Below are 14,322 nucleotides of genomic sequence, written 5' to 3'. Positions count from 1 at the left end.
TTTGAGTCAAAGGTAAAAGACATCTGAACCATGCTAATGGTTCAGATGTCACAAACTTAGCTAGACCAGATTTTGGCCATAACACGTACGAAATACCTCTCTTTGAAGAAAGTCTTTCTTCTTTTTTAATTCATTCTGTATACTATTTCGAGGCTATTCGCCAGTTAAAAGCACTTCTTCTTTCAGCACTATAGGGTGATTCAATCGAGTAATTTCAACGGTAATTTCAGGAGAAGTCTCCATCGTTTTCTTTAACTCTAACTGTTCGTTCAAAGTTAAATCAGCAACTTGCTGTCCATTAACGGCCTGAATCTTATCCCCTAACTGAATGCCTTGTTTATGCGCTGGACTATTGTGCCAAACAAAGGTGACAAGTAGTTCACCATTTTCAACGGCTGTTTTTATTCCTTTTCCAACAAATTTTGTTTCAAAACCTCGTTGTCCTTCATTGGAAAAATAAAATGTATTTTTATAAATAATCACGCGATAGTGAGACAACCACTCTACCCCTAAATTACTTTCCTCATCTTCTTCAACGTCCGAAAAGAAAATCGGAATATGTTGTTGTCCTAACTTCATTTTCAAAGGCAAAAGAGCAGTTTCTCCAACACTATTCCCAAAGGCATTCTTACTCAATATCCCTTCACCTGTAATATAATCTGAAACGTAGGGCTTTACCTTATCAAACATGGAAGCACTCAAATAAAATAATCCCGAATACCCTGTATCAAAAAAAATTCCTTTTTCTTTAATCCTATCAAAGTAAGTCAGGCTAAGTAAAGGCGTTCCTATATCCGTCTTTTTCATTTTGAAAGCGGAAAAATTAGCTTCTTTTAACCAAGCTTGATCCAATGTATTGGAAACTGTAATGCTGTTTTTCTGAAGATCAAAGTCCCAAGCACCTCTAGCAGTTATATTTCCTCCTATAATACCATCAATACCCAAATCCTCAAACACCGTCAAATCCTCTTGCATAAACACAAAATTGTCAAACGTCAGATTTCCTATTTTTATGGAAGGTAAGGTAACATAGTCAACTTCCTGTGTATTTTGCATAGCATCCATAATCGATTCTTTTTTAAGAAACACAAAATCAACATCTAGATTCTTTCTGATAGTTGATGGAGCTCCCGTATCTACTAAAAAAATATACTCTTTTCCTTCAATTTCTACTGTGACATAAATTAATTGATTCACTAAGGTATAAGCAAGTTGTTCTTTGTACACGCTGGGTTGAATCGTTCCTTTCTTAAACATGCCTTTTTGGGCGTTTACATTCAATTGAATCAACAACAAAATCAAGAATATTATTTTACTTCTCATAGCTGAATACATTTATTTTAACATAAAAAGTAGGAAGTAAATTTTAAAAAATAGCAAAATTAACTTTTTTTAACATATGTGGAAACAACAAAATACACTGAAAAGCGAGTAAAACTGAACAAAACCTCCTTTTTTTAGTACTCAACCCTTTGAAAATACAGGTAACCTATTCTTTTTTATATAAAAAGGACAAAAATATCTTTATTTCGCATTTTGTGATTTGAATCATAAAATACAGGGTAAGGAAGGCGGTAACTTTGGGTTAAAATAATATCTAAAACTATAAGAAAATGAAATCAAAAGCGCTATCAATTATGCTACTTGCAGGTTGTTTAACACTTGTATCCTGTGGGGACAAAGCTAAACCTGCTCCAGACAGTGGTGTAACAACAAATGAGAGAAAAGTGGAAACCACAGCTCCCACTCCATCGAGTTCAGCCACAACCGATGCTGCAAAAGCACCAGCTTCTGAACGCATTGATTTAGTAAATAAAGGCAAAGGTCCTATCAAAACCTTACTGTTAGGAGATATCGATCAAGCCATGGCTGTCAAAGGACAAGAGGTGTTCAAAAACATGTGTACTGCTTGCCATAAAACAGATAAACGCTTCATTGGTCCTGCACCAAAAGGTATCTTAGAACGACGTACGCCTGAATGGGTGATGAACATGATCTTAAATCCAGAGAATATGTTGGAAAATGATCCATTGGCTCAAGAACTACTCAAAGAATTTAATGGAGCTCCCATGGCCAATCAAAACCTGACGGAAGAAGAGGCTCGTGCGGTTCTCGAATATTTTAGAACCTTATAACTTAAAAAAATAAAACGTATGAAAAAGTATATGAATCTAACCTTGCTCAGCTGCCTCGCTGGACTGACCTTGGTTGGTTGTGGGAAAGCCAAGCAAAACAACAAAGGAGCCATTTCTTCCAATGCCGCGGAGAAAGTGTATGTAGCACCAGGAGAATACGACGAATATTATGGATTCTTTTCTGGGGGATTTAGTGGTCAATTATCGGTATATGGATTACCTTCTGGACGCTTGTTTAAAGTGATTCCTGTCTTTTCCCAAGATCCCGAAAAAGGATATGGTTATAGTGAAGAAACTAAACCCATGCTAATGACCTCCCACGGGTTTATTCCTTGGGATGATTCCCATCACCCCGATATTTCTCAAACCAATGGAGAATTAGATGGTCGATGGATTTTTATCAATGGAAATAATACCCCGCGTATTGCGCGTATTGACTTGGAAGACTTTAGTACAGCGGAGATTATTGAAATTCCCAATAGTGCTGGTAACCACAGTTCTTCTTTTGTTACAGAAAATACAGAGTATGTAGTAGCAGGAACGCGCTTCTCCGTGCCAATTCCGCAACGCGATATTCCGATTAAAGAATACAAAGGTAACTTTAAAGGGTCTTTATCCTTTATTAAAGTGGATCAGAAGTCTGGAGAAATGGACCTATCTTTTCAAATTCAGATGCCTGGATTTAACTACGATTTATCACATCCTGGACGAGGAAAATCACATGGATGGTTCTTCTTTACTACCTATAATACGGAGGAAGCCCATAGCTTATTAGAGGTAAATGCCTCACAAAACGACAAGGATTTTATTGCCGCCGTAAACTGGAAAAAAGCGGAAGAATACATCAAAGCAGGAAAAGGGAAGAAAATGCCCGTCAAATATGCACATAACAAATTTGATAATGCCACGCATATGGCTACACATACTATGAAAGAAGAGGTGCTTATTTTAGATGCTAGTGAATTTCCTGATTTAGTGTACTTATTACCAACACCCAAATCTCCTCATGGCTGTGATGTAGACCCTTCAGGAGAGTACATCATTGGAAACGGAAAGCTTTCGGCTAATCTAACCGTGCATTCTTTTACAAAGATGTTAGAGGCTATTGAAAATAAAAAGTTTGATGGAGAAGCCTATGGCTTACCTATCCTAAAGTTTGAGGATGTATTGGCAGGTGTTGTAGAACAACCAGGATTAGGTCCGCTACATACGGAATTTGATGGAAAAGGGAATGCGTATACCACTTTCTTTATTTCGTCAGAAGTTGTAAAATGGAAATTGGGAACTTGGGAAATCATCGACCGCAAACCAACGTACTACTCTGTAGGACACTTAATGATTCCTGGTGGTAACTCCAGAAAACCAGATGGCAAATATTTGGTAGCCATGAACAAAATTACCAAAGACCGCTATTTACCTGTAGGTCCTGACTTAAATCACTCAGCACAGCTGTATGATATTTCAGGTGATAAGATGGAGCTTTTACTCGATTTTCCAACCATTGGGGAGCCTCACTATGCCGCGGCTATCAAGGCAGATAAGATCAAGGATAAATCAAGACAGATCTACAAATTAGAGGAGAATAAACACCCTTATGCGGTAAAATCACCTGGGGAGACCAAAGTAACGCGAAATGGAAAAGAAGTGCATATTTACATGACGATGATCCGAAGTCACTTTACACCTGATAATATTGAAGGAATAAAAGTAGGTGATAAGGTATACTTCCACGTGACCAACTTAGAACAAGATTTTGACGTTCCTCATGGAATCAGTATGCTAGGCGCGAATACTTCTGAATTACTGGTTACACCAGGTAAAACAGAAACCTTTGTTTGGGAACCCAAACAAGTTGGTGTTTGGCCGTTCTATTGTACCGACTTCTGCTCTGCTTTACACCAAGAAATGCAAGGATATGTACGCGTATCTCCCGCAGATTCAACCCTACCTCTCTCTTGGTCACTCGATGATGAATAATACACACACTAAAGTCGCTTTTTAATCTTAATTCACAAAAGGACAGAAGATCAAAATTCTGTCCTTTTTAAAAAAAAGAACATGAAAAAATCCTCTATTTTAATGATAGTGGGCTCTTGTTTACTCCTCTCCTTATTCTATTTTCCGCTATGGAACATTGAACTTGGAGCTCCACAATATCCAATTCCCCTGGGAATGAATATTTATATTGATGGGATTAAGGGTGTAGGAGAATTTGACCTGCAAAATATTGACGGTCTAAATCATTATATTGGAATGAAAACTATTCCTAAACCAGAACAAATGTGGGAATTTACTGTTTTCCCTCTTGTCATTGCTTCTATGGCTATTCTCGGAATAGCGTTGGGAATTGGGGGCTATTTTAATAAGGTTAAACCCTCTTATTTTTTGGGTTGGTTGATTGTTATGGCACTCTTAGGTCTTGCAGGGATGTATGATTTTAATTTATGGTTACTCGATTACGGCAGTGATTTAGATCCACATGCCATCATGAAGATGGTCGATCCACAAGGAAACCCTTTAACTTACGAACCTCCTCTATTTGGGCACCGAAAAATACTAAACTTTGACGCCTATTCGTACCCTCATATCGGTGCTTATTTGATGGCCTTGGGGCTAGTACTAACTTTTATTGCCTATTTAGTAGGTAGAACAGCTAAAAAAAATTAATATGAAACCGATTTCTTATCTTTTGCTACTCCTCTTGTTTAGCTCCTGTACGGTTAAAATTCAACCGATTGAATACGGTACAGATGATTGTGATTTTTGTAAAATGGGCATTGTGGATGCCAAACATGCCGCCCAGTTAGTCACGACTAAAGGCAAAAATTATAAATTTGATGCAATAGAGTGTATGATACACTATCTTCAACAAGCGGATCAACCTCTTGGAGTGTATCAACATGTTTTAGTGGCCGATTTACTCAACCCTGGTACTCTAATCCCTGCAGATCAGGCTCATTTTATCATTTCTAAAAATATTCCAAGCCCCATGGGCGCCTTTCTATCTGCTACACAAACGGAAACACAGATTCAACAATTAATCGCCGAATATACTGGATCGTACTACACTTTTTCTGCTCTCCGTCAACAATTGTCTAATCCTTAATACGCAACAAGGGCTACTAATCCCTCCTTCCTATGAAAGACACGCTTCAACTTTTATGCGCTATTATTTTACTCCTATCTGGATCGATACAGGCCAAGACCATTACGGTACGCCCCCAATCCGCTATTTCTACCATTAAGCAAGCAATTGCCTTAGCGGAAGATTATGATTTAATTGTCGTAGAAGCCGGAACCTATAAAGAAACGGAGATTCACATCACAAAACCCCTCACCCTACTGAGTAAAAATGCCATCGTTGATGGGGAAAACAAAGGAGAGATTTTTAGTATTCAGTCGGACTATGTAACCCTTAAGGATTTTACGATTATCAACGTCGGCAGTAGTTATATTAAAGATTATGCAGCTATTCGAGTTCGCGAAAGCAAGCACTTTATCATTGAAAATAATACGATCAAAAATCTTTTTTTTGGTATTTATCTGGAAAAATCAAAGGAAGGCAAAGTATTGTCCAATAAAATCTACGGGAAAGCAAAGAGTGAATTTAATTCAGGTAATGGCATCCAATTGTGGTACTGCAACAACATCGAAATTAAAGATAACTATGTAGAAAAAGTAAGAGATGGTATTTATTTGGAATTTTCCAACTATTGTACCATTGATCGGAACATAAGCAAGAACAATGTGCGTTACGGTTTACATTTTATGTTTTCTAACCACGATATAGTCACCAATTGTTCGTATACCAATAACGGCGCGGGTGTTGCCATTATGTTTTCTAAATCCATGAAAATGAGCCATAACCTATTCAGCGATAACTGGGGATCTGCGGCTTATGGGGTATTACTCAAAGAAGTAAATGATACGGAAATCAGCTTTAATATTTTTAAAAATAATACAACAGCCATCAATATTGAAGGATCTAATCGCGTCACCTATACCCATAATGACTTTATCAGCAATGGTTGGGCAGTAAACTCCAGAGGAGCAAATTATCAAAATCAAATTAACTACAATAACTTTTTGCAGAATTCCTTTGATTTACTCTATCAAGGACAACTCAATCAGAACAATTTTGATTCAAATTATTGGAGTAATTACACCGGATATGACCTTGATAAAGATGGCATTGGCGATATTCCTTATCGCCCCATTAAGCTCTTCTCCTATATCGTGAATAAAACGCCTGAATCTATTATTTTTCTGCGCAGTTTATTTGTCGATATCATCGATTTCTCCGAAAAAGTTGCTCCTGTTTTTACGCCTGATAACTTAGTAGATGCAAAACCATTCATCAAACCGATTCAACATGATAACAATAACTAATTTACACAAGAAATTTGGAGATAACCAAGTCCTTCAAGGGGTTAATCTAACCATTAACCAAGGCGTATTGGCTATTTTAGGTCCTAACGGAAGTGGAAAAACGACGTTAAACAAATGCATTTTGTCTATGGTATACCCAGATCAAGGAAGCATTGAAATTAAGGGACAAAACATCAAAAATCAATGGAAATATAGAGAAAATATTGACTATTTACCTCAAATAGCCAATTTCCCAAACAATATAACTGTCATTGAGCTGATTCAAATGATTAAGGATTTACGTCATGATCAAGCCAAAGACCACCAACCCTTGGTTAATCTATTTAAACTCACTCCATTTTTACATAAAAAACTCAATAAATTATCAGGAGGAACCAAACAAAAAGTCAATCTCTTACTGACCTTTATGTTTGACAATCCCATCCTCATTCTCGATGAGCCGACAACAGGACTTGATCCTGCAGCAATGATTACCCTAAAACAACTCATCCTCAACGAGAAGAAAAAGGGAAAAACAATTCTGGTGACCTCTCATATTATGAGTTTTGTCGAGGAAGTATCTGATGAACTTATTTTTATTTTGGAAGGAAAAATATACTTCAAAGGAACCGTGGATCAACTCAAAGAAACCACGAAACAAACCACATTTGAACACGCCATTGCTAATCTTTTAATCGATTGATATGCTTAAAATTCTAAAATATAGTTGCTACGACTTAATGCGCAGTAGATGGAGCTACTTCTACTTGGGATTTTACTTAATTTTGGGATTCGTCTTACTCTTTTTGAATCACGATATTGGTAAAGCCATTATTACTTTAATGAATATAATCATTGTACTTGTCCCTCTAATTAGTACCATTTTTGGTATTATGTATTACTATGACTCCAAAGAATTTACAGAACTACTATTGGCTTTACCTATCAAGCGTTCTTCTATTTTTATTGGCCAATATTTAGGAGTTGCTTTATCCTTGTCTATGAGTTTACTCTTGGGCTTAGGTATTCCATTTATTTGTTATGGTCTCTTTGAATCTGATATTATCTTTGACTTCCTCTTGCTCTTAGCCATCGGTTGCTTCTTGACCTTTATTTTTAGTGCCTTAGCCTATAATATTGGCTTGCGCAATGAAAATAAAATCAAAGGATTTGGATTGGCTATTTTACTTTGGTTGTTTCTTGCTGTTATTTACGACGGTATTTTTCTGAGTATTTTACTGGTCTTTGGGGATTATCCGCTGGAAAACATTTCCCTGATCGGAACCCTGTTAAACCCCATTGATTTATCGCGCATCTTGATTTTACTTAAGCTAGATATTTCAGCCTTATTGGGCTATACGGGGGCGGTATTCAAAAAGTTTTTTGGCAGTAGTTCAGGAAGCGTCCTCTCCTTTTTCCTTTTACTAATATGGACCTTACTTCCCATTCTCTTGCTATACAGAACAGGAAAGAAAAAGAATTTTTAAATAAACAACTTCCCTCTCTCGATTCGAATCTGTTTTTTGGACTCCATCTCCTTGATGGTTCGAATAACAGTTTCTACGCGCAACCCCGTCATATCCGCTATTTGTTGACGGGTGAGCTCCACTAAAAATTCCTGTTGTCCAACTTGATTTTGTTCTTTAATAAAGTGTAACAGCGTTAAGATACGCTTTTCTGAATCGTTGGAAGAAATATCAGGCGCCATAATCGATTTATAATACAAACGAGAAGACAGTGCTTGCAAAACGGTAAAACAGCTAGATGTTTCATGCTCTAACAGGGTATAAAAATCGCTTTTACTAATTAGTAAAATACGGGTGGCTTGTAAGGTTACTGCATTAGCAGGATAATTCACTGCACAAAATAGCGGGGGTTCACCAAAACTTTCGCCATCCCCAAATAAGCCTTGAATAAATTCTTTGCCATCTTCATTGTAATTGTTCATTTTGACTTTTCCTTGAACAATTTGATAGTAATAGCGTGGTTCTTCTCCCTGTAAGAATACGGTTTCATTCTTGTCAAATTCTTTAATAAAACCGCGATAGCGCAATAAAATAGCAGGGTCAATCATAATAAGGTGTCTTCAATATATGCAACCTTAAATTTACGGTTTATTTTACGGACATCATCAAAAAAGAGCAATAATCTTGGGATTATCGCTCTTTTTTCCTTCTCTTTTCTAGTTTCAAATGTCTCTTAATCTAATCAACTCTAACATGTAAAACCTCATCCGACTGAAAGGTTTTAATATAGGTAAATCCAAGGTTGAGCAACTGATTCAACTAGTGGTATTCCTTCTCCAAATAAGCCCGAATGAAAACACGTCCTATTCAAAAAACAAAAGAGGCTTATCGGGCCTCTTTTGTCTTACTAACTCCTCAAAAAGAGCAGGGAAATTATGAAAAAATTATTTATTTCATTAAAAACTACTCGGTTTCCAGATGTAAATTGGCTGCCTTTTTAATCATACGGCTACCATTTTCATCGATATATTCATAGGTAATAACGTAATAATACGTCCCACTGGGAAGTTTACTTCCTTTAGCAAGTGTTGTATTTCCGTCACTATAGCCCGTAAACACTTGGGTACTACCATCGCCATAGGGATCATAATTACGCATTTCATAAACACGCGTACCCCAGCGATTGTATATCTCCACCTTGTTATTGAAATACAAATGAAGGTTTTGAATACGAAAATAATCATTTTTACCATCGCCGTTGGGAGTAACCAAATTATAGATGATCATTTCCTCATTTTCTGGATCCATACTTACCCTAGCGGCTAAAGCAAAATAGCCATAACCTGTAACAGGAACAATTGTCGTAATCTCATTTGCCTCCATATCCATGACACCTCCTTCACTAACCCACATCTCTTTAACCATATCCCAACGAACAATTTGCAAATCAGCCCCCGGCGGCATTGTATGAATGGGAGAAATGATATCATTCCAACTTAACGTCAATAAAATATCACTTTTTGTATCATTTCCCTTCGTTATTATCCAGTACTCTCGCTTATTCATACCTATTATTTCATTCGATTCAATTCGAGCGTGGCCTTCGAAAAAAGCCTGATCATTGAACACATATTGACTTGTAAAGGTATCTTTACTGTCGTTTGGCGCTGAAATACGAGCAGGACGATAAAAGCCTTGGTCTCCAATAGGAAAGTTAAATGCTTCTTTTCCTATTTTTTCTACCTCTCCTTCTATATGAGAATCATCCCGAACATTACTGGCTTTCGCTCCTTGTTGAAAGCTAAGCATTCCCTTAGAAACTCCTGTGTTTACATTAAGGGTAGAATCTACCTTAACTATACCATTTTGAAAATCTACGGTTCCATACACATCAATAGTATGTCCCAAATCAAAAGCAACTGTTTTCGTATCACTCGTAAATTCTACATCATAAAAAGAGGATAACGCATCGCCATGTATATGTTTTATTTGATTGGGGTGAAGGTTTGAAAAAATTGCCTTTGCACTGTTTTGCCCAGGAGTTAAGCCATAATACCCATGGTTAATAAAATCATGGTAATAAATTGTTGTTCCATCATTACTTACTTCTCCTTGACTTGTATTTTCAAACGTTCCTTCAAAAGATACTAAATCCCCTGTTGATACCGATAAAATGCCTTCATTGACTATTGACGATGGTGTCTCTTGACAAAATGCTGTTGTAGAAACCCCAATTATTCCTATACCAAGCAATATTGCCTTATATACTTGTTTCTCTCTCATCATTTTTCTATTTTTTTACGCTTTGGCGAACCATTGGATTAGTAATCAGTAACGTATTTACACGTAGTGGAACGTATGTATGTTCCTGTCGGGTTGGATCATATCCTGGATCCGTTGGCAACATGGGTATGGTTGGTTTAGATTTTGTTTCGATTGTACGAATACTTGTCATTCCTGTCGCACTTGCCTGATTATAAACACCCTTTCTTTCGAGATCTGTTTGTTCTAATACATAGGTTAAGGTATAGACCCACACTTCATTAATATCCAGTACGGAATCTGAATTTATACTTTTTACAGGTACAGCTGAAATTACTCCTCCGAATAGCGGATCTATCAGTACAATATCTGACAGTGGTGTTTCTCCAACATTTGTAAGGCGTAAGGTATAGATTATGGTCTCTCCTACTTGTGCCTGCCCATCATGGTTGAGGTCGTTAAAAATACCGTCTTTCACTAATGTAAATCCCGCATTGCTAAAGATTACCTCTTCGTTTTCTTTGATATTGTTACAAGGGATACTTACTCCACTATTTTCACACTCAAAATGCGCATCTATAGGGGCAAGTCCCAACGTATTCGTAGCATCTGGATCGTAAATATCACGAGGTCTCAATATGGTAGCTTCTACTTTTATTGCTCCAGAAGCGGGTGCAATTGCCTTGAGTTTGATGGTGTACACAACCTCACAACCATTCGGTAAATCTAACTTAGAAACGTAGCTGTGATTCACACTGTTAAAAGTAATTGCGCTCGATTCTGTTCCACAGCTATTATCCACAAATTGAGTCTGTACTGATTCAAAACCTTCAGGAATTAAAAACGTAAACAAAGCACCTTGCGCATCATTAGGACCATTGTTCTTTGTTTTTATTGTATAGGTTACCTCCTCATTTACACTCAAATTCTCCTTATCTGCAGTTATTGAAACAACCTCTAAATCAGCAACTAGATAACTTTTATCAATTGACGTACTACTTCTTTCGGCGAATGCCCAGGTATCATATGCTGTATTATTATTAATTGTTCTTTCATTCCCCGCGGTACGTCCAAAAATATGTCCATTCAATCGACTTGAAGTACCTTCAGGTATAGTGATATGACTTGCATCTAAGGGCAATCCTTTGTAAACATTGTAAGCGGGAGACATCGACGTTGACGACATATGAATATCCTCCCAATAAACTTTGTCAGATCGAACAGCTTGCAAGTCTGTTGACAACAATTCTATAATGGTACCATTCAGATTTTTCCCAATACAGAAACTCGGAATATGTATTTCACCAAAGTGAAAATTTAAGTCCAATTTTATAGTGATACTTCCAAGAGAAACGGGAGTTCCTAGACCATCTTTCCCATCCCAATAGATTTGATTTAGCCCAACATGACTTGTTCCTTCTAAAACGCGTTCTTGAAAATTACTTGGAGCATTTTCATTCGGTTTAATTACAATTTTATAGGTGCTGTTCATCGGATTATCATAGACAATATAAGCTCCATTCATCCCAGGTGTCCCCTCAGTCAAAGTAATCTCTTTAATTGTAAAGTCAACAATAACGTTTGACGAATTTTTTTCTTTCACTCTTAGCCATGTTTCTCTACCTGTCAATGCATAGCGTGCTTTTTCTGGCATCGCACTATCTGGCATCGTATAGAATACCTTATAGAATACTTTATATCTCGTGTCTGGTGCATGAGGGTCGCCATAAAGCCGCTCCATTGTAGCTTTGTTTCCATCAAAATAGCTTGAATAACGAGGCTCATCGGGCTTTTCTTCTGTTGACAATCCAAAATTATTTGCCGTGATAGGAAATACCGTTCCCGAATGTCCGTTACTTTCCATATTATACACGTATCCATCATAAGTTAGTATTTTAAATGTACCATAGAAATCTAAAGGCGGATAAACATTCATTGTATTATAAGGTGTAAAAAGATTCAATGCTGTTGTAAAAACTCGTCCATTAATCCAGTTCCAGTTTCCCGCCGTTTGCTTTGCAACAGAAATGTCCCATGCAATAATCGTTTGCATAATTTTAGTAGAAGGCCATACCTGAGCATTTGTAGTGGTGGTAACAGCAGTTGCTGGAATAAAAGGCGCAGTAATCGAACCAATCATTTCAACTTTATAAATTCCTCCTTCCCCCATGGGAACCCTATAATAAATTGGTAAATACTTTCCGTCGCCTTCTGGTTGGCCTGGCAGTCTTGGCCCTGCTAACTCCTCGGTGCGATTTGAGATAGTTCCTGCTCCTGCAATTACATTGAGGGTTACCTCCCTACCATCTGGTGCAAATAAAAAAATTCGTTGAGCATTAATGGAATTAACATCGGTAGCAAGAGCTATTTGCTCCCCTTCTTCCGCATAGACATAATGAGTCCCTCGAGTATTGGGGAAAACCGCAGGATACATTTGATTTGTAATACTTCCTACAGCCCCATTTCGTTCACCTAAATAGAGTAATGATCGTGCCCCCCTTGCATTAGCTGGGAACAAATCTTTAGATCCTTCGGCCCATGCAGTACCTATCCCCAAAAGAAGACTAAATAGTACTCCAATTAGCGCCGATAACATACGACCTATATTGTATTTTTTATGTATCATATTTTTGCTGTTTTGTAGTGAAAATCCCCTATTTAATTACAAATACAATATTCATATAAGCGCTTGATTCAGCACTTGTTTTTACAGTATAAGACAACTTCCCTTCCGAGGTAATCGAGAGGTTCTCAAATACATTTTCATCATAGTATGTAATATAGTAGTACAATTCATCTCTCGAGAAAACAGCAATGTCTTCTGGTGCTCCTGTACTTCCAACAATCCCACCATGGTATAGCAAAGGTGTTGTTCCTGCAGGGCCATGAGAAATCGGATAGGAAACTGCAGCGGCAGATGTTGCAGTCCCTCCTGTAAATTGATTGACATAATCCTGATATAAATCTCGCATTGCTGTACCTGAACTAGAGGTGTCAAAAATAACCGCAGGCATATAAAAGAAGTTCGGGGCTACTTTAGCTTGGTCTTTCCACATGGCTTTTTTATTTGCTCCTGTTACCAAAACTTGATTTGCTTCACCATCTGCCATATCAATAGGCAAAATTGTTCCATCTTTAATATGGGTAGTCGTTACCTTATCATTATTTAAAGATAACGTGAGGGATTGTAGTACTGCTTTCTGTGCTTCTATTCCTAATGTACCATCTACAGTAACTCCAATTACGCCATCTGTTACTAACGATGATCCGCTATTCTGAATTACCACTGTTAAGTCTATGATTTCTTTTTGAATCACGCCGTTTACCTCTTTAATCGCATAGAAATTGTTATTTTCATATACAACATTTCCGTAGACATCATTTAACTCATTGATGATGTTGGTGATAAACTCTTCATTGGTCGTGATTTGATTGATAAAATCTATATTCTCTCCCAACTGGGTAATGAACTCCTGATTTTCTACCAATTGCGTAACAAAGACATCGTTCTTGGCGATAATCGTTCCCAATTCATCGATTCCCACGGTAAAACGCGTGTTATTGGTATCGGTAATTACCAACGCATTGGCCGCTTCATCAACTTCAAAACTACTGATTTTCGTATCTGCAAATCCCATACCATCGAGTATTACTGGATTTCCATCGGCATCATAGTAGAAGAATTGATTAGTCGTGGTATCAAAACCAACGTTTCCATACGTATCGTTTAACTCATTGATGATGTTGGTGATAAACTCTTCATTGGTCGTGATTTGATTGATAAAATCTATATTATCCCCCAACTGGGTAATGAACTCCTGGTTTTCTACCAATTGCGTAACAAAGACATCGTTCTTGGCGATAATCGTTCCCAATTCATCGATTCCCACGGTAAAACGCGTGTTATTGGTATCGGTAATTACCAACGCATTGGCCGCTTCATCAACTTCAAAACTACTGATTTTCGTATCTGCAAATCCCATACCATCGAGTATTACTGGATTTCCATCGGCATCATAGTAGAAGAATTGATTAGTCGTGGTATCAAAACCAACGTTTCCATACGTATCGTTTAACTCATTGATGATGTT

12 protein-coding genes are annotated in these 14,322 nt (G+C 37.4%); 7 read left to right on the top strand and 5 right to left on the bottom strand.

Going from position 1 to position 14,322, the window contains the following annotated elements; translation table 11 throughout:
- Positions 1-153: 153 nt before the first annotated feature.
- Positions 154-1,323 carry a PDZ domain-containing protein gene (locus ACLJX0_RS13940; protein ID WP_410881234.1) on the bottom strand — a complete coding sequence of 390 codons (1,170 nt, stop codon included), beginning with the start codon at positions 1,321-1,323 and terminating at the stop codon, positions 154-156.
- Positions 1,324-1,613: 290 nt separating this feature from the next.
- On the opposite strand from ACLJX0_RS13940, the gene ACLJX0_RS13935 reads away from it, so the two are divergent.
- The 7 genes from ACLJX0_RS13935 (at position 1,614) to ACLJX0_RS13905 (ending at position 7,990) form a co-directional block, all read left to right on the top strand.
- Positions 1,614-2,135: a c-type cytochrome gene (locus ACLJX0_RS13935; RefSeq protein ID WP_410881232.1), complete on the top strand. Its 522-nt coding sequence runs from the start codon at positions 1,614-1,616 to the stop codon at positions 2,133-2,135.
- A gap of 18 nt (positions 2,136-2,153) precedes the next feature.
- A complete protein-coding gene (gene nosZ, locus ACLJX0_RS13930) occupies positions 2,154-4,112 on the top strand; it encodes a Sec-dependent nitrous-oxide reductase (RefSeq protein ID WP_410881230.1) in 1,959 nt (652 codons plus the stop codon).
- Between the two features lie 81 nt (positions 4,113-4,193).
- On the top strand, positions 4,194-4,802 hold the full coding sequence (locus tag ACLJX0_RS13925) for a hypothetical protein (protein ID WP_410881228.1): 609 nt from the start codon (positions 4,194-4,196) through the stop codon (positions 4,800-4,802).
- A gap of 1 nt (position 4,803) precedes the next feature.
- Positions 4,804-5,241, top strand: a complete 438-nt coding sequence (locus ACLJX0_RS13920; RefSeq protein ID WP_410881226.1) for a nitrous oxide reductase accessory protein NosL — start codon at positions 4,804-4,806, stop codon at positions 5,239-5,241.
- Between the two features lie 32 nt (positions 5,242-5,273).
- The gene (gene nosD, locus ACLJX0_RS13915; protein ID WP_410881224.1) at positions 5,274-6,524 is read left to right on the top strand and encodes a nitrous oxide reductase family maturation protein NosD; all 1,251 of its coding nucleotides are present in this window, start codon (positions 5,274-5,276) and stop codon (positions 6,522-6,524) included.
- Positions 6,508-7,206: an ABC transporter ATP-binding protein gene (locus tag ACLJX0_RS13910; protein ID WP_410881222.1), complete on the top strand. Its 699-nt coding sequence runs from the start codon at positions 6,508-6,510 to the stop codon at positions 7,204-7,206. Before nosD ends, ACLJX0_RS13910 begins: the two co-directional genes overlap by 17 nt.
- 1 nt (position 7,207) lies before the next feature.
- On the top strand, positions 7,208-7,990 hold the full coding sequence (locus ACLJX0_RS13905) for an ABC-2 transporter permease (protein WP_410881220.1): 783 nt from the start codon (positions 7,208-7,210) through the stop codon (positions 7,988-7,990).
- On the opposite strand, the gene ACLJX0_RS13900 is transcribed toward ACLJX0_RS13905, so the two are convergent.
- The 4 genes from ACLJX0_RS13900 to ACLJX0_RS13885 form a co-directional block, all read right to left on the bottom strand.
- Entirely contained in the window at positions 7,987-8,577 is a 591-nt protein-coding gene (locus ACLJX0_RS13900; RefSeq protein ID WP_410881218.1) for a Crp/Fnr family transcriptional regulator, read from the bottom strand. The genes ACLJX0_RS13905 and ACLJX0_RS13900 overlap by 4 nt on opposite strands.
- Before the next feature lie 355 nt (positions 8,578-8,932).
- A complete protein-coding gene (locus ACLJX0_RS13895; RefSeq protein ID WP_410881216.1) occupies positions 8,933-10,255 on the bottom strand; it encodes a gliding motility-associated C-terminal domain-containing protein in 1,323 nt (440 codons plus the stop codon).
- A 4-nt stretch (positions 10,256-10,259) separates the two neighbouring features.
- Complete coding sequence (locus ACLJX0_RS13890) at positions 10,260-12,857, bottom strand: hypothetical protein (protein WP_410881214.1); 2,598 nt, start codon at positions 12,855-12,857, stop codon at positions 10,260-10,262.
- A gap of 28 nt (positions 12,858-12,885) precedes the next feature.
- Positions 12,886-14,322: hypothetical protein (locus ACLJX0_RS13885; protein WP_410881212.1), on the bottom strand; the 1,437-nt coding region annotated here is incomplete at its 5' end.

The sequence above is a fragment of the Myroides sp. DW712 genome (assembly GCF_046557355.1).
In the GTDB taxonomy this organism is placed as follows: domain Bacteria; phylum Bacteroidota; class Bacteroidia; order Flavobacteriales; family Flavobacteriaceae; genus Flavobacterium.
This window is presented reverse-complemented; position numbering and strand designations above follow the sequence as displayed.